This is a genomic window from Streptomyces sp. NPDC101110 (assembly GCF_044759525.1).
Classification (GTDB): domain Bacteria; phylum Actinomycetota; class Actinomycetes; order Streptomycetales; family Streptomycetaceae; genus Streptomyces.
The window spans coordinates 1-23810 of sequence record NZ_JBIVZM010000020.1 but is presented as its reverse complement, the minus strand read 5'-3'; the positions used below and the strand labels follow the sequence as shown (position 1 = coordinate 23810).

The following is a 23810-nucleotide window of genomic DNA, read 5'->3' as shown; positions in this document are numbered from 1 at the left end:
CGGCGCGGATCAAGTTTCGGACACGGCCGGTCCGTCCACCAGGGTTGCAGGGGGTTGCAAGTTGCTGCCGACTGTGTGCGGACTGTGCACGCCCTCCCGGGGCAGGCGGCACTATGAGACGGACAGTCAGAAGCGACTCCGGGGGGCGCACGCGCATGGACGTCACGCACTTGGCAGCCGTCGACAGCACACGGGCGGCCCGGGTCCTCAGCGAGGTCCGCGCCGCGCGGCTGTCCGGGCAGCCGGCTCCGGTGTCACCGCGTCCGGTGATCGAGCGGTCCTGGGAGCGGATGCTGCGCAGCGGCATCGACCCGGACCACGACGTGCGGGTGGACCCGCTGTCCCGTGAGGAGGTGCAGCGGCGGCGCGAGACGTCGGTATTGCGCCATGTGCTGCCGGTGCTGCGGGAGGGCCTGCTGGCGGCGGCGGACGTCGCCCACCACATCATGGTCGTGGCCGACGAGGAGGGCCGGGTGCTGTGGCGTGAGGGCAGCCCGCCGGTGCTGCGCAAGGCGGACGGGCTGGGCTTCGAACTGGGTGCGGACTGGCGTGAGGACGTCGTCGGCACGAACGGCGTGGGCACCCCGGCGGTGGTGCGCCGGCCGGTGCAGGTCTTCGCCTCCGAGCACTTCGTGCGTTCCCAGGCCGGCTGGACCTGTGCGGGCGCTCCCCTGACGGATCCGCGGGACGGGCGGCTGCTGGGCGTGGTGGACGTGAGCGGACCGCTGGAGACGATGCATCCGGCCACGCTCGCCTGGGTCGGTTCGGTGGCCAAGCTGGCCGAGGCCCGGCTGCGGGAGATGCATGTGGAGTCGCTGGAGCGGCTGCGGGCGGTGGCGGCGCCGGTGCTGGCCCGGCTGGGCGGCCGTGCCCTGGTCGTCGACCCGGACGGGTGGACGGCGGCGGTCAGCGGGATGCCGTACGTGCGGCGCGTGGCCCTGCCGAAGTCGCTGTCTGCGGGCCCGGGACGGCTGCCGGTGCTCGGGCCGTGCACGCTGGAGCCGCTGGCGGGGGGCTGGCTGGTGCGGGCGGCCGCCGACGAGCCGGTGCCGCACGGCCCGGCCCGGATCGTGCTGGACCTCAGGCCGGCGCGGCGCTGGTCGGTGGAGGTGCACGGGGGCGCCGGCTCCTGGACCCGGGAACTGAGTCCCCGGCACGCGGAGTTGCTGTACCTCCTCGCCCTCCACCGCTCCGGCCGCAGCGCCGCGGGCCTGGCCGCGGACGTGTTCGGGGACCCGGCCCGCACGGTGACGGTGCGTGCCGAGATGTCGCGGGTACGGCGGTATCTGGGGGCGTTCCTGGAGCACCGGCCGTACCGGTTCGCAGAGGAGGCCGAGGTCGAGGTGCTCCTCCCGGACGACCCCCGGGACCTGCTGCCGCACTCGACCGCGCCCGCGGTGAGCAGACAGCGCAGAGCCACAGCCACGCCCTGAGGTCCACCTGTCGTCCGCACGAGCCGCACGCCCCGAGGTCACCGTGGGTACCGCCCAGCCGCACAGCCGCCCGAGGTCACCGTGCGTACCGCCCAGCCGTACCGGCGCCCCGGGGGGGCGCTGTGCGTACCGCATAAGCCCGTACCGGCGCCCTGAGGTTCACCGCGCGTGCCGCACAGGCCGCATCGACGCCCTCAGGGGTGCATCTTTCGCATATTTGCGGGGTCTTCGTCCGCGGCACCCCTCGCCTGCCGTAGCATCCCCCCTACGGACCACCCCACCTGCTCCTCCGTCAACGTGCGGATCAACAGGCGCAGTTGGTCCGCCTCGGGAGGACGGTATGAAGCATCGCGGCAGACACCGGCGGCGCAGGCGGGGCAGGGCGCTGCGCGCGACCCTGGCCGGGACGGCCCTCGCGCTCACCGCCGCCGCCACCCTGATCAGCGCCTCGCAGGCCACCGTCGCCGACGCCCCCGGGGCTCTCAAGCCCGTCGCCGCGTCCGACGGGGCCGGGCAGCCGGCCCTGGCCGAGCACCGGGTGCCCGGGCGGTGGCTGGACCGGCTCGCCTCGAAGATGGGCCGGCCGGTCGGCGTCGGAGCGGTGCTGGAGCGCGCCGACCTCCCACTGCGTGACGCGGCAGACTGCCCGGCCGCCGAGAAGCGCGGCCTGCCGGTGGAACCGGCGGCCACGCGCGCGTACTGCTTCAGCGGCTCCGACACCCGGGGCTGGCGCGCCGGCGCGGTCACGACCTCGGGCGACGCGGACGACGACGGCCGCTGGGGCGGCAACCGCGTGATCCTCTCCGGCTGGACCCGGGGCGCCGAGGGCGGCTCCCTGGACGGACCGGCCCCCGGGCAGGGCCTGGCCAAGGTCGCCTTCATCGACGCGAACGACCCCGGCGCACCGCGCTACACCTGGGCGCTGCTGGCCGTCCCGGTGGACGGCGGGCGGGACTACCGGGGGCTGGTCTCCCCGCTGTCGGGCATGGTCTGGTACCAGGACAAGCTGCTGGTGACGACCCGCGAGGGCGGCCGGGACGCGCTGTACGTGTACGACCTGGACCGCATCCAGCGCGCCACCGTCGACTCCGACGCGGTCGGCCGGGTACGGGGCGGCTGGGCGGCGCACGGCTACCGGTTCGTACTGCCGGCCGTCGGCGCGTACACCCTGCCCGGCGGGGACGGCGGCTCCCGCCCGGCCACCGTCTCCCTGGACCGCAGCACCTCCCCCGACAGCCTGGTCGCCGGCGCGTGGGCACCCGCGGACGGCGACCGGCGCACCCGGTTGTGGCGTTACGCGCTCAGCCGGGACCCGGGCCGCTCCGGCCTGCTCGCCACCGACTCCTCGGGGCGGGCGGCCCCGGTGGAGGCGTACGAGACGAAGACTTCCGAGGTGCGGGGCGTGCTGGCGTATCGGTCGGGCTGGTACCTGGACCGGGCTGCGGGTACCGAGGGCGGGCACGGGACGCTGTGGCGCCAGGACACCGAGGGTGCGCGGGCGGCGGAGTGCGGCACGGACGAGACGCGGCAGTGCTGGAGCGGCGGGTCGGGTTCGCTCTCCTACTGGGAGGAGACCGGCGAGATCTGGTCCCAGTCGGGGCGGATGCTGTTCGCGCTGCCACTGACGTCGGTCGACCGGGCGGTGCGCTGAGCGGCGCCGTCCACAGAGCGGGCGGCCGATCGACAGACGAGTAGGTCAGATGATTTTCTGACCCGTATGACCACCATCGCCGTGACCACCTGGTCCCTGGAGCAGACCGCGCCGACCGACCTGCTGCCGGCGGTCGCGCCGGACGGGGACGTCCGGGTCGTCCGCTCCGAGGTGCCCTCGCCCGAGTTCAGCCGGTTCCTGTACGCGTCGGTGGGCGGCGACATCCGCTGGACGGACCGGCTCGGCTGGTCCTACGCGCAGTGGGTGGAGCACCTCCAGCGGCCCGGCGTGGAGACATGGGTGGCGTACGACCGGGGCACGCCCGCGGGGTACGTGGAGCTGGAGGCGCAGGACGACGCCGTCGTGGAGATCGTCTACTTCGGGCTGCTGCCCGCCTTCCGCGGCCGGCGCATCGGCGGGCACCTGCTGTCGTACGGCACGGCCCGGGCCTGGGACCTCGCGGACCGCTGGGCGGGACTGACCCCGACCAAGCGGGTCTGGCTGCACACCTGCAGCAAGGACGGCGAGCACGCGATGGACAACTACCGGCGGCGGGGCTTCACGCTGTTCGACACCAAGGTCGAGGAGGAAGCGGAGGTCGCCGCTCCGGGACCGTGGCCTGGGGCGTTCCCCGTCTGACCTGGACGGACACCTCAAGGGCGCCCGATGTGACCAACGACACCCTTGTCTTGCTCTGCGAGACAAGGGTGTCCGCATCTTGGACGAAGCTGGACTGTGTCCAGATCGCCGTGACACGCTTCCGTCATGCCTGGAACTGGAATTGCCTTGGTGAGTCGGCGGCACGTCGACCTCGGCCGCATGTCCAGCGCCATCTGTCCGGCGCACTGAGCGTACTCAGCCCGCGCCCGACAGCTCTTCTTTCCAGCCCCACTCCCGCGCAATGACGCGCCCTCCGCCCTGCGTCCACGCGCGCAGGTCAGAGCCGCATTCCCGCCTGTCCGAAGGACGTATCAGCCATGGCCGCCACCCCGCAGAAGCCTGCCGCCGCGACTCCCCGCCGCAAGGTGAGCCGTCACCGCGGTGAGGGTCAGTGGGCCGTGGGGCACCACACCCCACTGAACGGCAACGAGCAGTTCAAGAAGGACGACGACGGTCTCAATGTGCGGACACGCATTGAGACGATCTACTCCAAGCGGGGCTTCGACTCCATCGACCCCAACGACCTGCGCGGCCGCATGCGCTGGTGGGGTCTGTACACCCAGCGCAAGCCCGGCATCGACGGCGGCAAGACGGCCGTCCTGGAGCCGGAGGAGCTGGACGACGAGTACTTCATGCTGCGCGTCCGGATCGACGGCGGGGCGCTGACCACGCAGCAGCTGCGGGTCATCGGCGAGGTCTCGCAGGAGTTCGCGCGCGGCACCGCCGACATCACGGACCGGCAGAACGTCCAGTACCACTGGATCCGGATCGAGGACGTGCCCGAGATCTGGAACCGGCTGGAGGGCGTGGGCCTGTCCACCGTCACCGCCTGCGGTGACACCCCGCGTGTGATGATCGGCTCGCCGGTGGCGGGCATCGCCGAGGACGAGATCATCGACGCCACCCCGGCTCTGGAGGAGATGAAGCGCCGGGTCCTGAACAACCCGGCGTACTCGAACCTCCCACGGAAGTTCAAGACGGCCATCTCGGGTTCGCCGCTGCTGGACGTGGTGCACGAGATCAACGACGTCGCGTTCGTCGGTGTGAAGCACCCCGAGCACGGACCGGGCTTCGACGTGTGGGTCGGCGGCGGCCTGTCCACCAACCCCAAGCTGGGCGTACGGCTCGGGACCTGGGTGTCGATCGACGACGTGCCGGACGTGTACGAGGGCGTCATCTCGATCTTCCGCGACTACGGCTACCGCCGGCTGCGCAACCGCGCCCGCCTGAAGTTCCTCGTTGCCGACTGGGGCGCGGAGAAGTTCCGGCAAGTCCTGGAGGACGAGTACCTGAAGCGCAAGCTCACCGACGGTCCGGCCCCCGAGCAGCCGTCGCAGCAGTGGCGCGACCACATCGGCGTGCACCGGCAGAAGGACGGCCGCTTCTACGTCGGCTTCGCCCCGCGCGTGGGACGCGTCGACGGCGCGACGCTCACGAAGATCGCCGACCTCGCCGAGGCCCACGGTTCGGGCCGGGTGCGCACCACCGTCGAGCAGAAGATGATCGTCCTCGACGTCGAGCAGGACCGGGTCGACTCGCTGGTGGAAGGCCTGGAGGCCCTCGACCTGACCGCCCGGCCCTCCTCGTTCCGGCGCGGCACCATGGCCTGCACCGGCATCGAGTTCTGCAAGCTCGCCATCGTCGAGACCAAGCAGCGCGGCGCGCAGCTGATCGACGAACTGGAGCGACGTCTGCCGGACTTCGACGAGCCGCTCACCATCAACCTCAATGGCTGCCCGAACGCCTGCGCACGGATCCAGGTCGCGGACATCGGTCTCAAGGGTCAGCTCATGCTCGACGACCGGGGCGAGCAGGTCGAGGGCTACCAGGTGCACCTGGGCGGCGCACTGGGCCTGGAGGCCGGCTTCGGCCGCAAGGTGCGCGGCCTGAAGGTCACCTCCGACGAGCTGCCGGACTACATCGAGCGCGTCCTGAAGCGGTTCCAGGCCGAGCGCGAGGACGGCGAGCGGTTCGCCACCTGGGCGGCGCGGGCCGGTGAGGAGGCGCTGTCGTGAGCGAGCGCGCCGCCCCGTTCTACTGCCCCTACTGCGGCGACGAGGACCTGCGTCCGAGCGAGTCCGCCGACGGCAGGCACGGCGCGTGGGAATGCGCGGCGTGCAACCGGGCCTTCTCGCTGAAGTTCCTCGGGCTGCTGGCCCAGGGGCTGAAGCGACCCGATTCCGGAGGGGCACAGATATGACGACCGTTCAGGACGAGCGCACCGCCGAGGACCTGAAGAAGCTCGCCGAGCAGGCGGGCCGCGACCTGGAGGACGCCTCCGCACTGGAGATCCTCACATGGGCGGCCGAGACGTTCGGCAAGCGCTTCTGCGTCACCTCGTCGATGGAGGACGCGGTGGTCGCCCACCTCGCCTCCCGGGCGATGCCCGGCGTCGACGTGGTCTTCCTCGACACCGGCTACCACTTCGAGGAGACCATCGGCACCCGTGACGCGGTCGACGCCGTGATGGACGTCAACGTCATCACCCTGACCCCGCGCCAAACGGTCGCCGAGCAGGACGCCGAGTACGGCCCGAAGCTGCACGACCGCAACCCCGACCTGTGCTGCAAGCTGCGCAAGGTGCAGCCGCTGGAAGAGGGCCTGAAGGACTACCGGGCCTGGGCGACGGGACTGCGCCGCGACGAGTCCCCGACCCGGGCGAACACCCCGGTGGTCGGCTGGGACGAGAAGCGGCAGAAGGTCAAGATCTCCCCCATCGCCCGCTGGACCCAGGACGACGTGGACGCCTACGTCACCGAACACGGGGTGCTCACCAACCCACTGCTGACGGACGGCTATGCCTCCGTCGGCTGTGCCCCCTGCACCCGCCGGGTCCTGGAGGGCGAGGACGCGCGCGCCGGCCGCTGGGCGGGTCGCAGCAAGACCGAGTGCGGGCTGCACGGATGACGACGACGATTCAGGAGAGTGACGTGACGACCGGAGCCACCGTCTGGCTCACGGGTCTGCCGAGCGCCGGCAAGACCACGATCGCCCACGAACTGGCCGGCCGCCTCCGCGAGGAGGGGCACCGGGTCGAGGTGCTCGACGGCGACGAGATCCGCGAGTTCATCTCGGCGGGCCTCGGCTTCAGCCGCGAGGACCGGCACACCAACGTGCAGCGCATCGGCTTCGTCGCCGAACTGCTCGCCCGCAATGGCGTGCTGGCCCTCGTCCCGGTCATCGCGCCGTACCAGGACAGCCGCGAGGCGGTGCGCAAGCGCCACCAGGCGAACGGCACCGCGTACGTCGAGGTGCACGTGGCCACGCCGGTCGAGGTGTGCAGCGAGCGGGACGTGAAGGGCCTGTACGCCAAGCGGGCCGCGGGCGAGCTCACGGGGCTCACCGGCGTCGACGACCCGTACGAGGCGCCCGAGTCGCCCGATCTGCGCATCGAGTCGCAGAACCAGACCGTGCAGGAGTCCGCGGCGTCCGTGCACGCCCTGCTCACCGAAAGGGGACTGGCATGACGACGACCGTCGCCACCGTTTCCGAGGGGACCGAAAGCCCGTACGCGCTCTCCCACCTCGACGCCCTCGAGTCCGAGGCGGTGCACATCTTCCGCGAGGTGGCGGGCGAGTTCGAGCGGCCGGTGATCCTGTTCTCCGGCGGCAAGGACTCCATCGTCATGCTGCACCTGGCGCTGAAGGCCTTCCGGCCCGCGTCGGTGCCGTTCTCGCTGCTGCACGTGGACACCGGGCACAACTTCCCGGAGGTCCTCGACTACCGCGACCGCACGGTCGAGAAGCACGGCCTGCGGCTGCACGTCGCCTCCGTGCAGGACTACATCGACCGCGGCGTCCTCAAGGAGCGCCCGGACGGCACCCGCAACCCGCTGCAGACGCTGCCGCTGACCGAGAAGATCCAGGCGGAGAAGTTCGACGCCGTCTTCGGCGGCGGCCGCCGCGACGAGGAGAAGGCCCGGGCCAAGGAGCGGGTGTTCTCCCTGCGCGACGAGTTCTCCCAGTGGGACCCGCGCCGCCAGCGCCCGGAGCTGTGGAACCTGTACAACGGCCGGCACGCGCCCGGCGAGCACGTCCGCGTCTTCCCGCTGTCCAACTGGACCGAGCTGGACGTGTGGCAGTACATCGCCCGCGAGGGCATCGAACTGCCGGAGATCTACTACGCGCACGAGCGCGAGGTGTTCTCCCGCAGCGGCATGTGGCTGACCGCCGGCGAGTGGGGCGGGCCGAAGGACGGCGAGACCGTCGAGAAGCGCCTGGTGCGCTACCGGACCGTGGGTGACATGTCCTGCACCGGCGCGGTGGACTCCGACGCCGACACCATCGAGAAGGTGATCGTGGAGATCGCCGCCTCCCGGCTCACCGAGCGTGGCGCCACCCGCGCCGACGACAAGATGTCCGAGGCCGCGATGGAAGACCGCAAGCGCGAGGGGTACTTCTAGAGATGAGCACCATCACCACCGAGGAACTCGCGGAGACGACCCTGCTGCGGTTCGCCACCGCCGGCTCCGTCGACGACGGCAAGTCCACCCTCGTCGGGCGCCTGCTGCACGACTCCAAGTCGGTCCTCACCGACCAGTTGGAGGCCGTGGAGCGTGTCTCCGCGAGCCGCGGCCAGGAGGCCCCGGACCTCGCGCTGCTCACCGACGGTCTGCGGGCCGAGCGGGAGCAGGGCATCACCATCGACGTGGCCTACCGTTACTTCGCCACGCCCCTGCGGCGGTTCATCCTCGCCGACACCCCCGGCCATGTGCAGTACACGCGGAACATGGTCACCGGCGCCTCGACCGCCGAGCTGACAGTGATCCTGGTCGACGCCCGCAACGGCGTGGTCGAGCAGACCCGCCGGCACGCGGCCATCGCCGCCCTGCTGCGCGTGCCGCACGTGGTCCTCGCCGTCAACAAGATGGACCTCGTCGGCTACGAGGAGAAGGTGTTCGCCGCCATCGCCGAGGAGTTCACGGCGTACGCGACCGAGCTGGGCGTTCCCGAGGTCACCGCGATCCCGATCTCGGCGCTCGTCGGCGACAACGTGGTGGAGCCCTCCGCGAACATGGACTGGTACGGCGGCCCGACCGTGCTGGAGCACCTGGAGACGGTGCCGGTCAGCCACGACCTGAGCCACTGCCACGCCCGGCTGCCCGTGCAGTACGTGATCCGTCCCCAGGGCCCGGACCACCCGGACTACCGGGGTTACGCCGGCCAGATCGCGGCCGGTTCCTTCCGCGTCGGCGAGTCCGTCACGGTGCTGCCGTCGGGCCGTGCCTCGAAGATCTCCGGCATCGACCTGCTGGGCGAGCCCGTCGACGTGGCGTGGACGACGCAGTCGGTGACCCTCCTCCTGGAGGACGACATCGACATCTCGCGCGGCGACCTGATCGTGCCGAGCAAGGACGCGCCCGCGACCACGCAGGACATCGAGGCGACGGTCTGCCATGTCGCCGACGCCCCGCTGACGGTGGGCCACCGGGTGCTCCTCAAGCACGGCACCCGCACGGTCAAGGCGATCGTCAAGGACATCCCGTCCCGCCTCACGCTCGACGATCTGTCCCTGCACCCGCACCCGGGACAGCTCGTCGCCAACGACATCGGCCGGGTGAAGGTCCGTACCGCCGAGCCGCTGCCGGTCGACTCCTACGCCGACTCGCGCCGCACCGGCTCGTTCATCCTGATCGACCCGAACGACGGCCAGACCCTGACCGCCGGCATGGTCGGCGAGTCCTTCGCTGCCCCGGAGCCGGTCAAGGACGAGTCCGAGGACGACGGGTGGGACTTCTGACATGACCTCAGCCGACTTCTACTCCATGTTCGCCAAGGAGGGCGGCCGCGTCGGCAGCGGTGCTCTCGGCAGCGGGCAGGGCGGAGTGGCGCGATGTGTGCGCTGACGTACGCGCACTGCCTGCGCGCCCTCACCCCCCACCGCCGTAGACGAAAACCTGCCGACCTCCCGGCCACGACCTGAGAGACCGTGACCGCCGGGCCTGGTGAGAGGACCACCTCCCGTGCCTGCTTCATCCGCTCTTCGCCGCGGTTTCGCGGTCATCGCCGCACTTCCCCTGCTCACGCTGGCCGCCTGCGGCTACGGGTCCGAGGCCAAGGACGACGGCGCCGCCAAGGTCGCCGCCGGGGCGAAGAAGATCGAAGGTCTCGACACCGTCAAGATCGGCTACTTCGGCAACCTCACCCACGGCACCGCGCTGGTGGGCATGCAGAAGGGCATCTTCCAGAAGGCCCTTGGCGCCACCGAGGTCGAGCCGGCCGTCTTCAACGCCGGCCCCTCGGAGATCGAGGCGCTCAACTCCAAGTCCATCGACATCGGCTGGATCGGCCCCTCCCCCGCGATCAACGGTTACACCAAGTCCGCCGGCAAGAACCTGCGCATCATCGGCGGTTCGGCGTCCGGCGGCGTGAAGCTCGTGGTCAACCCGGACAAGGTCAAGTCGCTGAAGGACGTCAAGGGCAAGCGGATCGCGACCCCGCAGCTCGGCAACACACAGGACGTGGCCTTCCTCAACTGGGCCGCCGACCAGGGCTGGAAGGTCGACCCACAGAGCGGCAAGGGCGACGTCACGGTCGTCCGCAGCGACAACAAGGTCACCCCGGGCGCCTACGAGTCCGGTTCGATCGACGGCGCGTGGGTGCCGGAGCCGACCGCGTCGAAGCTGGTCGCCGAGGGCGGCAAGGTGCTGCTCGACGAGTCGACGCTGTGGCCCGACAAGAAGTTCGTGATCACGAACATCATCGTGCGGCAGGACTTCCTGAAGGAGCACCCGAAGGTCGTCGAGGCCGTGCTCAAGGGCTCGGTCGAGACCAACAAGTGGATCAACGCCAACCCGGACGCGGCGAAGGCGGCGGCGAACAAGCAGCTGGAGCAGGACTCCGGCAAGGCGCTGCCGGCCGATGTGCTCGACCCGGCGTGGAAGTCGATCCGGTTCACCGACGACCCGCTGGCCTCCACCCTCAACACCGAGGCGGATCACGCGGTGAAGGCGGGCCTGCTGCAGAAGCCGGACCTGAAGGGCATCTACGACCTCGCGCCGCTGAACAAGGTCCTCAAGGCCGAGGGCGCACCCGCGGTCGACGACGCCGGTCTCGGCGTGAAGTAAGCCCGCATCCCGAAGCCGCATGAAGAGTTCCCAGGAGGTGACGACCATGGCCACGACCCTCGCCAAGGCCGCCGACGGCACCGAGTCGGCCACGCACGCCGCCCGGATCGAGCACGTGTCGAAATCGTTCGCGGGCCCCGCCGGACAGCAGCTCGTCCTGGACGACATCACCCTCGATGTCGCGCCCGGGGAGTTCGTCACCCTCCTGGGGGCCTCGGGCTGCGGCAAGTCCACCCTGCTCAACCTGGTGGCGGGCCTGGACCGCCCCACCGCCGGCGAGATCGCCACGGACGGCCGGCCGGCGCTGATGTTCCAGGAGCACGCGCTGTTCCCGTGGCTGACCGCGGGCAAGAACATCGAACTCGCCCTGAAGCTGCGGGGCGCGCCGAAGGCCGAGCGCCGGGAGCGTGCCGAGGAGCTGCTCGAACTGGTGCGGCTGAAGGGCGCCCACGGCAAGCGGGTGCACGAACTGTCGGGCGGTATGCGCCAGCGTGTCGCGCTGGCGCGTGCGCTCGCGCAGGAGAGCAAGCTGCTGCTGATGGACGAGCCGTTCGCGGCGCTGGACGCCATCACGCGGGACGTGCTGCACGACGAGCTGACCCGCATCTGGCGCGAGACGCAGGTGTCCGTCCTGTTCGTCACGCACAACGTGCGCGAGGCGGTGCGGCTCGCCCAGCGTGTGGTGCTGCTGTCGTCCCGCCCGGGGCGGATCGCCCGGGAGTGGACCGTCGGTATCCCGCATCCGCGCCGTATCGAGGACACCGCCGTGGCGGAGCTGTCCGTCGAGATCACCGAAGAACTGCGTGGGGAGATCCGCCGTCATGGCCAGCACTGATTCGACGACCGTCGCCAAGGACGGCAACGATCTCGCCGGGCTGGAGGCGGGCCTCGACGCGTTGGAGACGCGGCAGACGTCCCGGACCCCGTTCCGGCAGACCTTCACCGAGAAGATCCTGCCGCCCGTCCTCGCCGTGGTCCTGGTGCTGGCCCTCTGGCAGGCGCTCGTCTCGTTCAAGGTCGTCGACGACCCGACGAAGCTGCCCGCGCCGTCCGCGGTGTGGGACGTCGTCCAGACCGCGTGGCTCCAGGGCGAGCTGCTCGGCTACATCTGGACCAGCGTCTCGCGCGGCCTGCTGGGCTTCTGCCTCGCCCTGCTGATCGGCACGCCGCTGGGTCTGATCGTGGCCCGTGTGAAGTTCATCCGCGCGGCGATCGGACCGATCCTGTCGGGCCTGCAGTCCCTGCCGTCGGTCGCCTGGGTGCCGCCGGCGGTGATCTGGCTGGGTCTGAACAACTCGATGATGTACGCGGTGATCCTGCTCGGCGCGGTCCCCTCGATCGCCAACGGTCTGGTGTCGGGCGTCGACCAGGTGCCGCCGCTGTTCCTGCGCGCGGGCCGCACCCTCGGCGCGACCGGTCTGAAGGGGACGTGGCACATCGTCCTGCCCGCCGCGCTGCCCGGCTATGTGGCGGGTCTGAAGCAGGGCTGGGCCTTCTCGTGGCGCTCCCTGATGGCGGCCGAGATCATCGCGTCCTTCCCCGACCTCGGCGTCGGCCTCGGGCAGTTGCTGGAGAACGGCCGCAACGCCAGCGACATGGCCATGGTGTTCGAGGCGATCCTGCTCATCCTGATCGTCGGCATCGCCATCGACCTGCTGATCTTCAGCCCGCTGGAGCGGTGGGTGCTGCGCAGCCGCGGCCTGCTGGTGAAGAACTGATTCCCATGACGAACAAACCCGTCCTCCTCGTCATCGCCCACGGCAGCCGCGACCCGCGGCATGCCGCGACGGTGCACGCCCTGGTACGCCGGGTGCGCGCGACGCGCCCCGACGTACGGGTGGAGACGGGCTTCCTGGACTTCAACGTCCCCTCGGTGCAGGGGGTCCTGGAGTCCCTGGCGGTGCAGGGCGTCCGGGACGTCGTCGCCCTGCCCCTCCTCCTCACCCGGGCGTTCCACGCGAAGGCGGACATCCCCGCGGTCCTCGCGGACGCGCCGCCGCAGTTGCGCATCCACCTGGCGGACGTCCTCGGCCCCTCGCCCCTGCTCATGGCGGCGCTGGAACGGCGCCTGTACGAGGCCGGCCTGACCTCCGCCGACAAGTCCTCGACCGGGGTCGTCCTGGCCTCGGCGGGGTCCACCGACCCGGAGGCGATCGCAGTGATCGCAGAAATCGCGCGGGAGTGGCGGCACACCGGCTGGTGCGCCGTGCGGCCTGCGTTCGCCTCCGCCGGTTCTCCCGCGGGGTTCCCCCGCACCGAGGACGCCGTCCGCGAACTGCGCGCCCTCGGCTGCTCCCGCGTCGCCGTTGCCCCGTACGTCCTGGCCCCCGGCTTCCTTCCGGACCGCATCGCCCGGGGCGCGGCCCAGGCGGACCTCCTGGCGGACGTCCTGGGGGCGGCGCCGGAGGTGGCGCGGGTGGTGCTGGAGCGGTACGAGGCGGCCCGGCTCCCGCTGCCGTCGGCCGTGAGCGCCTGACGACCTCTCCGCTCCACCCCCGAACGTCAGGTCTCCTGAGCCGTGATCCCGGGCGTCACGATCGGCTCCCCTGCCATGCCCCGCCTCCTCGGCATCCACGGCGTCCGCAACCACGGCCCTGGGCAGCAGGTCCCCCGGTTTGCGACGTTGGGTGAACGTCGCCGATGTCGGGGACTTCGTGGCCGTTCCGGCGGTGATGCGGCACGGGTGACCCTCACGCCGCCGGCTCCTCGTGGGGTTCCGGCTGGAGGGCGAAGGAGTACGGGGCCCAGGGGCCGCTGATCTCCACACGGAGGCCGGGGATGCCTTCGGCGGTCGCGAGGATGCCCGTGCGGAAGGCGCGGACGCGGTCGGCGGGGACGAGGTAGGCGTCGTTGCCGATGTTGGTGCCCGGGGCCGAGCCCGCCAGGCTGCCCCGTTCGGGGGTGTGGGTGACGCGGCCCACGGCGAGCGTGCCGGCCGTCTCGGTGAGGCGGGCGGCGGCCTGCACGACCGTGCGCCAGGCCTCCTCGTTCCTGCGTTGTCTGCGGCGGCGGATGACCTGGTAGGCACGGCCTACTCCGAGGCCCGTGACCGGGTCCGGGGCGGGCTCAGCGACGGCGTCGGGCGGGGTGATGTCCGGGGCCGCGTAGATCTTGACGCCGAGTTCGACGTGGCCCGTGAGGCGGTCGAGCAGGGAGAGGAAGTAGCCACGGCGGGTGTCCAGGGCCTGGCGGGCATGGTCCTCGTCGCGGTAGACGGTGGCCAGGCGCAGGGGCAGCACGGGGGCGCCGGAGGCGACCAGGGCGGCCACCACGGCGTGGTGGGAGCGGACCGTGGACTCCAGCCAGTCCACGTCGTGGAGATGAGCCTGGAGGGGGATGTCGTCGTAGTCCCCGGCAGGGACGTGGCCGATGGCGAAGGCGAGCTGGGGGGCGGTGACCGCAGGGGCGACCAGGTGGATCGGTTCTCCGGCGACGCCGCGCAGGTGCGCCGCTGCCGCCGCGGCTTCGGGGGTGCGGCGCAGGACCGCGTAGGCGTAGACGAGGTTCGTGTCACTCATGACTGCGGGCTCCTGTCGGTGACCGTGCGATTCCTCTCGCGAGACTCGGTTCTCGTGCCGTCCGTCCCTAGGTACGCAGGGGGCGTCGGTGGTGTTCACGTGAAGGCGCGGCGGTTCGGCCTTGCCCGGGGTGCGGCCCGGCGTGCCGGACGACTCGGGGGATGCGCCGCGGGGAGTCGAGCCCGGTCCGGTTCGGCTCCGGGTCAGGTGGGCCGTTCGCTGAACGGGGTCGCCTGGTGGAACCAGAGCAGCCAGCGGCCCTCCGTGCGCCGCCACAGCGAACTGCGGTGTGCGTGGCTGCCGTCGTACTCCGTGTCGTACGTGAGGTGGACGAGGTCCGGGGCGAGCTGGACGCCGCGCAGGGCGGAGACGGCCACGCGGCGGCCCGCCGGCTCGGTGGTGGCGGCCAGGGAGGCGATGATGGCGGCCCGGCCCCAGTGCCGGCCGGACGCGCCGAACTCGTGGAACTCGGGGTGGAGCAGCGCCCCGACCCGCTCGGGCGAGCATCGGATCTCCGGGGTGAGCAGGGCGAGTTCGCCCTCCATCGCGGACTCGACGGCCGGGTTGTGGTCAGGCACCCGTCATCTCCACGAGCTTGACGACGGTGTTCCAGTTGCGGGTGGTGGCGATCACGCCCTTGTTGACGCGCGGTTTGGACAGGTGTTCGGCCAGCTTGGAGCGGCCCAGGCCGTTGGGGGCGTACAGGTACAGGGCCCGGTCGCCGAGGCGGAACTCCTCGGGGAGGTAGGCCTCCTGGTCGATCTCCGCGAAGCGTTCGGGGGTGACGGGGGCGGAGAAGTAGGTGACGTGGAGCTGCTTGGGCTCCAGGTCGGCGGCCGGGTAGGGGCAGGCGTCGGCGATCGCCCTGAGGTAGGCGTGGTCGCGCACGATCACGTCGACGCCGAAACCGAAGCGCTTCTCGACGGCCTGCGCGATCTCGGCGGCCAGCGCGTCCTCACCGCCGCGGCCGGAGGAGAAGACGGCCTGGCCGCTCTGCAGGTAGGTGCGGACGTCGTCGTGGCCGAGGTCCGTCAGCAGCGTGCGCAGTTCGGCCATGGGGACCTTCCTGCTGCCGCCCACGTTGATGCCGCGCAGCAGGGCCGCGTATGTCGTCGTCATCCGCACACGATAAGGCGGCCGTCGTGCCCCGTGGGGGTGGGCACGACGACCGCGGCGGGCAGCTGCCCGGCCCCGTAAATTACTCACCGGTCGTTGCGTGGCACAACCGTCTGCTCAGGATCCACACACCCGGGGAGCCCGATATGTCGGGCGATAGGTGTAAGGGACCACGGTCCCCCGGGGTCCTCCCCAGTGGGGAGAGGTGTCGCTCCATGGGGATGAGTTCCGGCCCCGTCACTTCACCGGACAGCACGACGAGATGGCTTTATCCGGCCCATACCTTCGAAGCGGAAGGGGGCGGCAGGGGGCCGTCGCCGCATCAAGAGGGGGCAAGCCCGTCATGGGGAACGGAGACATACGGGTGCGGGGCCTCGCCGCCCGGGCCGGCGGCTGGAGCGCCCGGCACCGATGGGCTGCCGTCGGTATCTGGGTGCTGTTCGTCGTCCTGGCGATGGGGCTCGGTTCGGCGGCCGGCCGGGTCGACGTCAAGGACAGCGACCAGCTGAAGGGCGAGACGCACACCGCCGCACGGATCATCGAGGACGCCGGGATCGACGAGCCGGCCAGTGAGACGGTGCTGATCCAGGCCAGGGGCGGGGATCTGAAGGCGACGGACAGCGAGTTCCGGGACGCCGTCGACGCCGTCGTGCGAGCGGTCGAGGGGACCGGCCGGGTCACCGAGGTCACCTCGCCGTACGACACGAAGACGATCTCCAAGGACGGCCGCAGCGCGCTCGTGCAGTTCGACGTGCGCGGCGAGCCGGACACCGCCGGTGAGCGGATCGAGCCGGTGCTGAAGGCCGTCGAGGGCGTCCAGCAGGACCACGAGGCGTTGCGGATCGAGGAGATCGGCGGCGCGAGCATGATGAAGACGTTCGACGACGCGTTCGGCGACGATTTCAAGAAGGCCGAGTACTCCGCGGTGCCGGTGGCGTTCGGCATCCTGCTCATCGCCTTCGGCGCGCTGGTCGCGGCGCTGCTGCCGGTGGCGCTGGCGATCACCGCGATCATGGCGACGATGGGCCTGATGGGCGTCGTCAGCCACCTCCAGCCGATGAGCGAGACGGCCAACTCCGTGATGCTGCTGGTCGGCATGGCGGTCGGTGTCGACTACTGCCTGTTCTACCTGCGCCGCGAACGCGAGGAGCGCGAGGCCGGCCGGGACGCGCAGACGGCCCTGCGGATCGCCGCGGCGACCAGTGGCCGGGCGATCGTCGTCTCGGGTGTCACGGTGTGCGTGGCCATGGCCGGCATGCTCTTCACGGGGCTCGCCGAGTTCGAGGCGATGGGTCTGGCCTCGCTGATGGTGGTGGCCGTGGCGATGGTGGGGTCCGTGACCGTGCTGCCCGCGCTGCTGTCGCTGCTGGGCGGGCGTGTGGAGAAGGGCCGCATTCCATTCCTGCGGCGGCGTGCGCGGGCCGGTGGCGGTCAGGACAGCCGGTTCTGGACGGCCGTGCTGCGGCGGGTCCTCGCCAAGCCGGTGGTCGCCGTGGTCGTGGCGGCCGGTGCGCTGCTGGCCATCACGGCCCCCGCACTCGGTATGAAGACCCAGCAGCTCACCCTGGACCAGGAGTTCGGCGACTCGCTGCCCATCGTGCAGACGTACAACCGGCTCAACGACGCCTTCCCTGGAGGTTCCGAGCCGGCCGAGGTGATCGTCAAGGCGCGCGACATCAACGCGCCGGAGGTGAAGTCCGCGCTCGCCGACTTCCGTGACCGGGCGGTCAGTTCGGGTGCCTCGCGCGGCCCGGTGGAGATCAAGCTGCACGACGAGCAGAACGTCGCGTTCGTCTACGTCCCGCTCGTCGGCGGCTCCGACCTGGACAAGGCGGGCGCGAGCCTGGACAAGCTGCGCGACGAGGTGCGGCCGGCCACGCTCGGCAGGGTCGACGGGGTGGAGGCGCCCATCACCGGGCAGGTGGCCGGTTCGCAGGACTTCAACGACCAGTTGGCCGGCGCCGTGGTCCCGGTGTTCGCGTTCGTCGTGGTCTTCGCCTTCGCGCTGATGCTGCTGTCGTTCCGCTCCCTGACCATCGCGGTCACCTCGATCGTGCTGAACCTGCTGTCGGTGGGCGCCGCGTACGGCATTCTCGTCGCCGTCTTCCAGCACGGCTGGGGCGCCTCCCTGGTGGGCGCGGAGGGCGTCGGCGCGATCATCACCTGGCTGCCGCTGTTCCTCTTCGTGATCCTTTTCGGCCTGTCGATGGACTACCACGTGTTCGTGGTGTCCCGGATCCGCGAGGCGCGGCTGCGGGGCCTGACGACGAAGGACGCGATCCGGCACGGCGTGGTCACCACGGCGGGGGTGGTCACCAGCGCCGCGGTCATCATGGTCGCCGTGTTCGCGATCTTCGGGACGCTGTCCATGCAGTCCATGAAGCAGATGGGCGTCGGCCTGGCGGCCGCGGTGCTCATCGACGCGACGATCATCCGGGGCGTGCTGCTGCCGGCCGTGATGGCGCTGCTCGGGGAGCGCAACTGGTACCTGCCGAAGTGGCTGCACCGGCTGCCGGACCTCACGCACGACGAGACGCCGCAGGCGGTCGCGGAGACGTCGGCGCGGGCCGGTGAGGGCGAGCCCCTCAAGGTCTGATCCCCGCGGCACGAACGGGCCCGTCGGTTTCCGGGGAAACCGACGGGCTCCACCGCTTCCGGGTAGTCCGGCGGGCCCTTCCGTCTCGGGGAACCGGCGGGTCCTCCGTTTCCGGGTACTCCGGCGGGCACTCCGTTTCCGGATACTCCGGCGGGCACTCCGTTTCCGGGTACTCCGGCGGGCCCTTCCCCGTGCCTCGCGCCCGGCAGGTGTGCTGGAGCGCCGAACCGGCCGTCATCCGGCGACAGCCGGTCACCATTCGCCGCTGCCCACCAGGTAGGCGATGCCGGCGAGGACGCCCAGGATCAGCACCGGGATCGCCAGGCCCTTCGCGATCGCGGTCAGCGTGTGCGTACCGCTCACCGCCCGCCTCGTGTAGCGCTCGCTCCGTGCGTCCAGCTCGTGCCGGGCGAGCGCTCCGACGGCCGGCGCCAAAGCACCGCTGATCAGGGACACGATGAGCGGTGTGAGCGCCCCCTGCTCGCGGAGGTTGTCCTCGACGTTGCCGGTCACTCCCGCGTCGCCCCGCTCCACGAGGGCCACCACCGTCCTCTGGAGGCAGAGCACGAGCGTGGCGACCGCCGTGACGGCGAGGGCGAGGGCGGCACCGGCCAGGGCGGGAGCGCGTCGGGACGGGGGCGGCCGGTCGGCCTTCTCCTGGTGCACGGGGGGCCGGGACGGCTTCTGCGGCTGTGGACGGTGCGAGGGGGCCGGGGGTGGCTTCCTGGGCTGGGGCGGGACACGGGGCGGCTCGATGACCACGGTGTCCCGCTTGTCGGCCGGTCCGGACGCCTGCCTCGGGGAGCCGCCGGAGGGGCGGGGTGCGGGCACGCCGTGACCGGCACCCTGCGACGGTGCCACCTCCGCCTCGACGTGGATCACCGCCTCGTCGGCCACGCCCTTCAGGACGACGTCGCCGGACAGGCGCCCCTCGGCGGCCGTGTCGACCCGGATCTCCAGACCGCTGCGGGTCGGATCGACCCTCAGCCACGACTGATGGGGCTGGGCCACGCAGTGACGGGCGAGCGGTGGGCCGTTGAGGGTCACGGACCGCTTCTGAGGGTCCGCGCTTCTGTGCACGCGGCCGAAGTCCAGGCGGTCCGGGGACGGCGCCAGGCGGATCTCGCTCAGGGCCTCGGACGCCAGGTCGGCGATCTGCTGGATGTCGGTGCGCGCGACTTCCTCCAAGTGCCGGCGCGCCCCTTCCGCCACGGGCAGCTCCGTGTGCCGCAGCCGTTTGCGCAACTCCAGCACGGCCCCCTGCCGGGTGAGGACCTCGTCACTGTTCAGGGCGGCCTGCAGGGTGGGCGGCGAGGGAATGGCGACGATCTTGATACGGCCGCGCCGGCTGTGCGCCAGGTGCAGCTCCCCTTGCAGCTCCGCCGACTTCTTCGGCGTCTGGTGCGGATTCTGCTCCCGGACGTGCCGGTAGACGTACTCGTACAGGTCGTCGAGAGAGACGTTCCCGTCCGCGTCGAGGTCGGCCTCGCCGGTCTCCAGGCCTTCGACCACCGCGTGCGTGAACACCGAGGGCCGGGCAGCGGAGTTCTCGGCGAGTTCGTTGCCCTCGAAGGAGTACTCCATGGAGTCGGAGGCGGTGATGACGGCCCAGCCCCGCCCGCTGACCGGTTCGTCCTTCGCGAACGACTCCAGGACGTTGACGTCTCCGTTGGCACGCACGGAGGCCGAGCCCCGGGAGAAGGCGCCGCCGTAGCAGCAGTCGAGGAACAGGACGCTGCGGCCCGCCCGGGTGGCGGACATGCAGCCACGGACGAACTGGGAGGCGACGGCGGTGGCGGCGAGCAGCGGGGGTTCGGTGTCGCTGGCGGCGAAGTACAGCTCGCCGGACTCGCTCTTGAGGCCGTGGCAGGAGAAGTGCAGCAGGAGGGTGTCGGCGCGGCGGCGGTCGTTGAAGAAGCCCTGGATGCGCCGGCGCATGACGTCGGCCGAGGCGTTGTGCACGACCTCCACCTCGAAGTCGCCGATCTGCGGGTCGTGCAGCACCCGCTCGAGAGCCGCGGCGTCCTGGGCGGGCGCCCTGAGCTTCTTGAGCCCCTGGTCGGCGTACCGGTCGTTGGCGATGATCAGCGCGTGTCGGGTGTCGGTCATGACTGGGCTCCGGCCGGGGAATGGCGCGCCACGAAGATGTCGAACGCCTGGGCGACTTGGTCGTCGGTGGCCTCGGACACCTCCAGGACGTCGTCCCCCATCCGCAGGAGCACGGTCTGCCGGGTGTCGTGGCGACGGCTCATCCACGACCGGATCACGGTGATCACCTGGTTCAGGGCGGTCGCCGAGCTGCCCAGGGTCACCAGCAGGGCACCGATCTGGGTGACGTCCACGGCCCGTGCTCCGGGCGGGGCCTCCCCGCCGGGGAGGGCTGTGACGTCGTCCACGTCGAGGTCGAGCAGTTCCTCACGCAGATAGCCGGTCAGCTCCTCGACGCGTTCGGCTTCCGCGTCCTCTTCGGTGAGGAGGATGTGCAGTTCGTTCTCCACCGGTTCACCCCTTCGTTCGTGCTCGTCGGGGTGGCGCGGAGTCGGAGTGTCGGTGGGCTCCACGTCATCGTTTCCAGTCTCCGTCGCTCGGAGCAGGGTGACAAGTCACCCAGAAGCGAATGAAATTGACGACTCAACCGCACGGTTACACGTTCAACTTGCGAGGGCGTGGGCTCGGCAGCGGGCACCAGGGCCTGTCGCTTGGATCAGGTCGGCCGAGAGTCACCGCGCCTCTCGGACACCGGCATGATCCAAACGGCAGGCCCTAGGCCAGTCGGCGCACCTGGAGCACCTGATCGTCGCAGTGCACGATCTCCAGCTCCCGGTCCGGGCGGGCTCCCCCGAAGGTCAGGACGAGGTGACGGTCCGACACCGGCCGCCAGCGGCCGGGCACTGCGCCCGGGGCGTCGCCGCGCCCCAGCGGGTGGTCGACGACTGTGCCGTCGGAGACGAACTCCATGCCGCGGCGCCCCCGCGCGGGCGGGAAGGGGAAGTCCTCCGGCCGGTAGACCCGCACGTCCTCGTGGTCCTCCTCGTAGGAGTGGAACCAGGAGCGGAACAGGTCCGGCGGGGGCTCTCGCATGACCCGGCCCCCTCGCTCGCGGACGGAATTCACCCTGTCGCACTTACACCGAAGTGACTAGAATTATCAGTGTATGGGTTCGGAGGGAACGGGCAACCGACCGCTCCGCCCGGCGTCGCCCGGCCCTCGCGGCGCGTGTCAGACGCGCAGGTCCGCAGCCGCGTGCGCGGCACACCCCAGCTTCCCCCGAGGGACACGCCATGTCCGATGCGCAGGCATTCCTTCGCGCCACTTCGCCCGACTACAGCCGCTGGTGCGGCGCCATGGAGGTCCACCGCAGACTCCTCACGCTGAACCCGGAGTACGCCGAGAACCGGGCCCTGATCGAGAACACCGCGTTCGCCTACGAGTCGATGGATCAGGTCACCGCCCGGCAGGGCCTGATCGACATCCCCGTCGTCGTGCACGTCGTGCACAGCTCCCCCGAGCAGAACGTGAGCGACGCCCAGATCCACAGTCAGATCGACGTGCTCAACCGGGACTTCCGGGCGGGCAATCCGGACGTGAGCAAGGTACCCGCGGTGTGGCAGGACCTGGTGGCCGACGCCCGCCTGCAGTTCCACCTCGCCCGGACCGACCCGCTGGGGCGCCCCACGGACGGCATCACACGCACCGAGAGCGCGGTCGGCGACTGGGACACCGACGACCTGGTCAAGTTCAGCCTGAGCGGGGGCCAGGACGCCTGGCCCGCGGACATCTACCTGAACCTCTGGGTCTGCCAACTGCGCCGTGGGCTGCTGGGCTACGCCCAGTTCCCGGGGGGCGCCGCCTCCACGGACGGCGTGGTCGTCACCCACACCGCCCTCGGGACCACCGGTACCGCGACGGCGCCGTTCGACGGCGGCCGCACAGCCGTGCACGAGATCGGGCACTGGCTGAACCTGCGGCACATCTGGGGCGACGACGACGAGGGCTGCAGCGGCAGCGACTTCGTCGCGGACACCCCCAACCAGGCCGGGGCGAACACCGGCACGCCCACCTTCCCCCATGTGACGTGCAGCAACGGGCCGGACGGCGACATGTTCATGAACTACATGGACTACACCGACGACGCCGCGATGTTCATGTTCACCAAGGGCCAGTCGGCACGTATGGACGCCACCCTCGACAACGCACGCCTGACCCTCACCCGTCAGGCCGTCGCGGTGTGACGACGGCCTGACGCGGCGCGGCGGACGGCGGTCGCCCGGCCCGGCGTGCTCATCTAGGCGCGTGCGGCGGCCAGTTCGGCCTCGATGAGATCGACCGCGCGCCGCGTGCCGCCCTCCCGGGCCGCCTCCGCCTGGAGTTCCTTCAGTCGCCGGGCCACCTCAGGGTCGTCGACCAGGGCGAGGGCCGCCGCGCGCAGCGTCTCCCCGGTCGCCTCCTCGGTGGGGATGCAACGGGCGACCCCGAGGCCCTCGAGCGTCTCCGCGTTGCCGAACTGGTCGGCGGCCTGCGGTACGGCGATCATCGGCGTGGCGGTGGCGAGGCCCTCCTGGCTGCCGCCCATGCCGGCGTGCGTGACGAACAGGTCGGCCTGCTTCAGGATCGCCGGCTGCGGCACCCATGTGCGCACCTCGACGTCGGCCGGGACGTCCCCGAACCCGGCCGGGTCGACGTGCCTGCCGATGGAGAGCACCAGGTGCCAGCCGGGCAGGTCGCCGAACGCCTTGACGCACTCCCGGTAGAAGCCGGGCTGCTTGGTGAACGCCGACCCGAGGGAGACGAGGACGACCTTCTCGGCTCCGGCCGGCCGCTGCCAGCCGCCCTCGGCTGCGCGGTCGCCCTGGCAGGCGCCGACGAAGGAGTACACGCGCTGGTCGACCCGGTCCGCGTGGGGCTGGAGCGCCTTGGGGAGCAGCACGAGGGAACGGTCGGGCCGGCCCACGAAGTCGTCGGGGTGCAGGGTGATCCCGTTGCCCTCCAGCCAGGCCTGGAACCGGGCGTAGTAGGCCTGTCCCCGTTCGGTCTTCTTCGGCTCCTCCCACAGAGGCCGGGCGACTTCCTCCTCGTACCCCTCCCAGGCGACCATGGCCGGCGAGAGGGAGATCGCGGGGACGCCCCAGCGGTGGGCGAGCACGCGGCCCGGGTAGGAGGCGATGTCGTGCAGAACGAGGTCGGGCTCGTCGCCCTCGTAGGCCTCGATCAGCTGCGGGAGGGCCTGGACGGCGTCGTTCAGGAACGGCTCGACGTTGTCCAGCAGCGTGCTCCCCCACGCCTGCGGGTCGTCGTCGGGCGAGGGCAGGGTCGAGCTCCAGGGCTTCACCTCGGCGCCGGTGTCCGCGACCTTGTCCGCGAAGACCGGCGGGATCGCGTAGGTCACCCGGTGGCCGCGCGCCACGAGCTCGCGGATCACCTCCAGACTCGGGTTCACGTGGCCGTGGGCGGCGATGGAGAACATGGCGATATGGGCGCGACTGGTCATGCGCCGACATTAAACGAGACGAGACGTCTCGTGCAACCGTTTTGGGTGACCGCGGTGTTCTGCGCGGTCAGCACGTCGCGCGGAGACAGCCCTGCGTCGGAGCCACCTGCCTTCGTCGTCTTCGTCGTCGTCTTCGCAGTGGTCGTCGAGCAGCGGGGTCCCGCGCCGCTCCACGCGCCGACAGGCTTAGGCCCTGTTTCTCGGATCATGTTCGAAGCCAGATCATGAGGGCTGCGAGGGTGACGGTGCCGCGGTAGACGTAGGCCCGTTTCTCGTAGCGTG

Annotated in this window: 23 protein-coding genes; 16 read left to right on the top strand and 7 right to left on the bottom strand. The window is 71.2% G+C overall.

The window, feature by feature from the left end; genetic code table 11:
- Positions 1-155 precede the first annotated feature (155 nt).
- The 14 genes from ACIQU3_RS34270 to ACIQU3_RS34205 all read left to right on the top strand — a co-directional run bounded on the left by ACIQU3_RS34270 (position 156) and on the right by ACIQU3_RS34205 (position 13286).
- The gene (locus ACIQU3_RS34270) at positions 156-1433 is read left to right on the top strand and encodes a GAF domain-containing protein (protein ID WP_403739729.1); all 1278 of its coding nucleotides are present in this window, start codon (positions 156-158) and stop codon (positions 1431-1433) included.
- A gap of 340 nt (positions 1434-1773) precedes the next feature.
- Positions 1774-3084, top strand: coding sequence for a hypothetical protein (locus ACIQU3_RS34265; RefSeq protein ID WP_403929486.1), 1311 nt, complete (start codon positions 1774-1776; stop codon positions 3082-3084).
- Positions 3085-3150: 66 nt separating this feature from the next.
- Positions 3151-3723, top strand: coding sequence for a GNAT family N-acetyltransferase (locus ACIQU3_RS34260; protein ID WP_403739735.1), 573 nt, complete (start codon positions 3151-3153; stop codon positions 3721-3723).
- A gap of 126 nt (positions 3724-3849) precedes the next feature.
- The gene (locus ACIQU3_RS34255) at positions 3850-3933 is read left to right on the top strand and encodes a putative leader peptide (protein WP_350328477.1); all 84 of its coding nucleotides are present in this window, start codon (positions 3850-3852) and stop codon (positions 3931-3933) included.
- 128 nt (positions 3934-4061) lie between these two features.
- A complete protein-coding gene (locus ACIQU3_RS34250) occupies positions 4062-5759 on the top strand; it encodes a nitrite/sulfite reductase (protein WP_403739738.1) in 1698 nt (565 codons plus the stop codon).
- The gene (locus ACIQU3_RS34245) at positions 5756-5944 is read left to right on the top strand and encodes a hypothetical protein (RefSeq protein ID WP_403739744.1); all 189 of its coding nucleotides are present in this window, start codon (positions 5756-5758) and stop codon (positions 5942-5944) included. The genes ACIQU3_RS34250 and ACIQU3_RS34245 overlap by 4 nt, the downstream gene beginning before the upstream one ends.
- On the top strand, positions 5941-6651 hold the full coding sequence (locus ACIQU3_RS34240) for a phosphoadenylyl-sulfate reductase (protein ID WP_403739747.1): 711 nt from the start codon (positions 5941-5943) through the stop codon (positions 6649-6651). The genes ACIQU3_RS34245 and ACIQU3_RS34240 overlap by 4 nt, the downstream gene beginning before the upstream one ends.
- A 23-nt stretch (positions 6652-6674) precedes the next feature.
- Positions 6675-7211 (top strand): adenylyl-sulfate kinase, encoded by a 537-nt coding sequence (gene cysC / locus ACIQU3_RS34235; protein ID WP_403929483.1) that lies wholly within the window; start codon positions 6675-6677, stop codon positions 7209-7211.
- Complete coding sequence (gene cysD, locus ACIQU3_RS34230) at positions 7208-8146, top strand: sulfate adenylyltransferase subunit CysD (RefSeq protein WP_403739753.1); 939 nt, start codon at positions 7208-7210, stop codon at positions 8144-8146. Before cysC ends, cysD begins: the two co-directional genes overlap by 4 nt.
- Positions 8147-8148: 2 nt before the next feature.
- The gene (locus tag ACIQU3_RS34225) at positions 8149-9483 is read left to right on the top strand and encodes a GTP-binding protein (protein WP_355832425.1); all 1335 of its coding nucleotides are present in this window, start codon (positions 8149-8151) and stop codon (positions 9481-9483) included.
- Positions 9484-9706: 223 nt separating this feature from the next.
- Complete coding sequence (locus tag ACIQU3_RS34220; protein WP_403929480.1) at positions 9707-10810, top strand: ABC transporter substrate-binding protein; 1104 nt, start codon at positions 9707-9709, stop codon at positions 10808-10810.
- A gap of 46 nt (positions 10811-10856) precedes the next feature.
- Positions 10857-11645, top strand: coding sequence for an ABC transporter ATP-binding protein (locus ACIQU3_RS34215; RefSeq protein ID WP_403739810.1), 789 nt, complete (start codon positions 10857-10859; stop codon positions 11643-11645).
- A complete protein-coding gene (locus ACIQU3_RS34210) occupies positions 11632-12528 on the top strand; it encodes an ABC transporter permease (RefSeq protein ID WP_403739760.1) in 897 nt (298 codons plus the stop codon). Before ACIQU3_RS34215 ends, ACIQU3_RS34210 begins: the two co-directional genes overlap by 14 nt.
- A 5-nt stretch (positions 12529-12533) precedes the next feature.
- On the top strand, positions 12534-13286 hold the full coding sequence (locus ACIQU3_RS34205) for a sirohydrochlorin chelatase (RefSeq protein WP_403739764.1): 753 nt from the start codon (positions 12534-12536) through the stop codon (positions 13284-13286).
- 214 nt (positions 13287-13500) lie between these two features.
- Here the strand turns inward: ACIQU3_RS34205 and ACIQU3_RS34200 are convergent, their stop codons facing one another.
- The 3 genes from ACIQU3_RS34200 to ACIQU3_RS34190 all read right to left on the bottom strand — a co-directional run bounded on the left by ACIQU3_RS34200 (position 13501) and on the right by ACIQU3_RS34190 (position 15447).
- Positions 13501-14328: a GvpL/GvpF family gas vesicle protein gene (locus tag ACIQU3_RS34200; RefSeq protein ID WP_403929477.1), complete on the bottom strand. Its 828-nt coding sequence runs from the start codon at positions 14326-14328 to the stop codon at positions 13501-13503.
- A gap of 203 nt (positions 14329-14531) precedes the next feature.
- Positions 14532-14906, bottom strand: coding sequence for a DUF4440 domain-containing protein (locus tag ACIQU3_RS34195; RefSeq protein WP_403739773.1), 375 nt, complete (start codon positions 14904-14906; stop codon positions 14532-14534).
- Positions 14899-15447: a DUF1697 domain-containing protein gene (locus tag ACIQU3_RS34190; RefSeq protein ID WP_403929474.1), complete on the bottom strand. Its 549-nt coding sequence runs from the start codon at positions 15445-15447 to the stop codon at positions 14899-14901. Before ACIQU3_RS34190 ends, ACIQU3_RS34195 begins: the two co-directional genes overlap by 8 nt.
- A gap of 340 nt (positions 15448-15787) precedes the next feature.
- Here ACIQU3_RS34190 and ACIQU3_RS34185 point away from each other — a divergent pair, with 340 nt between their 5' ends.
- The gene (locus ACIQU3_RS34185; RefSeq protein WP_403739779.1) at positions 15788-18040 is read left to right on the top strand and encodes an MMPL family transporter; all 2253 of its coding nucleotides are present in this window, start codon (positions 15788-15790) and stop codon (positions 18038-18040) included.
- A 252-nt stretch (positions 18041-18292) separates the two neighbouring features.
- On the opposite strand, the gene ACIQU3_RS34180 is transcribed toward ACIQU3_RS34185, so the two are convergent.
- From ACIQU3_RS34180 to ACIQU3_RS34170, 3 genes are all read right to left on the bottom strand, one after another.
- Entirely contained in the window at positions 18293-20149 is a 1857-nt protein-coding gene (locus ACIQU3_RS34180; protein ID WP_403929471.1) for a caspase domain-containing protein, read from the bottom strand.
- On the bottom strand, positions 20146-20538 hold the full coding sequence (locus ACIQU3_RS34175) for a hypothetical protein (RefSeq protein WP_403929468.1): 393 nt from the start codon (positions 20536-20538) through the stop codon (positions 20146-20148). Before ACIQU3_RS34175 ends, ACIQU3_RS34180 begins: the two co-directional genes overlap by 4 nt.
- Positions 20539-20803: 265 nt before the next feature.
- Positions 20804-21121, bottom strand: a complete 318-nt coding sequence (locus tag ACIQU3_RS34170; protein ID WP_403739788.1) for a hypothetical protein — start codon at positions 21119-21121, stop codon at positions 20804-20806.
- A 200-nt stretch (positions 21122-21321) separates the two neighbouring features.
- Here ACIQU3_RS34170 and ACIQU3_RS34165 point away from each other — a divergent pair, with 200 nt between their 5' ends.
- Entirely contained in the window at positions 21322-22272 is a 951-nt protein-coding gene (locus ACIQU3_RS34165; RefSeq protein WP_403739791.1) for a zinc metalloprotease, read from the top strand.
- A gap of 53 nt (positions 22273-22325) precedes the next feature.
- Here ACIQU3_RS34165 and mgt read toward each other — a convergent pair whose 3' ends face one another.
- Positions 22326-23528 (bottom strand): macrolide-inactivating glycosyltransferase, encoded by a 1203-nt coding sequence (gene mgt, locus ACIQU3_RS34160; protein ID WP_403929465.1) that lies wholly within the window; start codon positions 23526-23528, stop codon positions 22326-22328.
- Positions 23529-23810 lie beyond the last annotated feature (282 nt).

What these genes read in the sequence shown, in the direction of transcription:
- ACIQU3_RS34270 (WP_403739729.1), top strand. Translation starts at nt 156, where the DNA reads ATGGACGTCACGCACTTGGCAGCCGTCGACAGCACACGGGCGGCCCGG.
- ACIQU3_RS34265 (WP_403929486.1), top strand. Translation starts at nt 1,774, where the DNA reads ATGAAGCATCGCGGCAGACACCGGCGGCGCAGGCGGGGCAGGGCGCTG.
- ACIQU3_RS34260 (WP_403739735.1), top strand. Translation starts at nt 3,151, where the DNA reads ATGACCACCATCGCCGTGACCACCTGGTCCCTGGAGCAGACCGCGCCG.
- ACIQU3_RS34255 (WP_350328477.1), top strand. Translation starts at nt 3,850, where the DNA reads ATGCCTGGAACTGGAATTGCCTTGGTGAGTCGGCGGCACGTCGACCTC.
- ACIQU3_RS34250 (WP_403739738.1), top strand. Translation starts at nt 4,062, where the DNA reads ATGGCCGCCACCCCGCAGAAGCCTGCCGCCGCGACTCCCCGCCGCAAG.
- ACIQU3_RS34240 (WP_403739747.1), top strand. Translation starts at nt 5,941, where the DNA reads ATGACGACCGTTCAGGACGAGCGCACCGCCGAGGACCTGAAGAAGCTC.
- cysD (WP_403739753.1), top strand. Translation starts at nt 7,208, where the DNA reads ATGACGACGACCGTCGCCACCGTTTCCGAGGGGACCGAAAGCCCGTAC.
- ACIQU3_RS34225 (WP_355832425.1), top strand. Translation starts at nt 8,149, where the DNA reads ATGAGCACCATCACCACCGAGGAACTCGCGGAGACGACCCTGCTGCGG.
- ACIQU3_RS34215 (WP_403739810.1), top strand. Translation starts at nt 10,857, where the DNA reads ATGGCCACGACCCTCGCCAAGGCCGCCGACGGCACCGAGTCGGCCACG.
- ACIQU3_RS34210 (WP_403739760.1), top strand. Translation starts at nt 11,632, where the DNA reads ATGGCCAGCACTGATTCGACGACCGTCGCCAAGGACGGCAACGATCTC.
- ACIQU3_RS34205 (WP_403739764.1), top strand. Translation starts at nt 12,534, where the DNA reads ATGACGAACAAACCCGTCCTCCTCGTCATCGCCCACGGCAGCCGCGAC.
- ACIQU3_RS34200 (WP_403929477.1), bottom strand. Translation starts at nt 14,328, where the DNA reads ATGAGTGACACGAACCTCGTCTACGCCTACGCGGTCCTGCGCCGCACC.
- ACIQU3_RS34190 (WP_403929474.1), bottom strand. Translation starts at nt 15,447, where the DNA reads ATGACGACGACATACGCGGCCCTGCTGCGCGGCATCAACGTGGGCGGC.
- ACIQU3_RS34185 (WP_403739779.1), top strand. Translation starts at nt 15,788, where the DNA reads ATGGGGAACGGAGACATACGGGTGCGGGGCCTCGCCGCCCGGGCCGGC.
- ACIQU3_RS34180 (WP_403929471.1), bottom strand. Translation starts at nt 20,149, where the DNA reads ATGACCGACACCCGACACGCGCTGATCATCGCCAACGACCGGTACGCC.
- ACIQU3_RS34170 (WP_403739788.1), bottom strand. Translation starts at nt 21,121, where the DNA reads ATGCGAGAGCCCCCGCCGGACCTGTTCCGCTCCTGGTTCCACTCCTAC.
- ACIQU3_RS34165 (WP_403739791.1), top strand. Translation starts at nt 21,322, where the DNA reads ATGTCCGATGCGCAGGCATTCCTTCGCGCCACTTCGCCCGACTACAGC.
- mgt (WP_403929465.1), bottom strand. Translation starts at nt 23,528, where the DNA reads ATGACCAGTCGCGCCCATATCGCCATGTTCTCCATCGCCGCCCACGGC.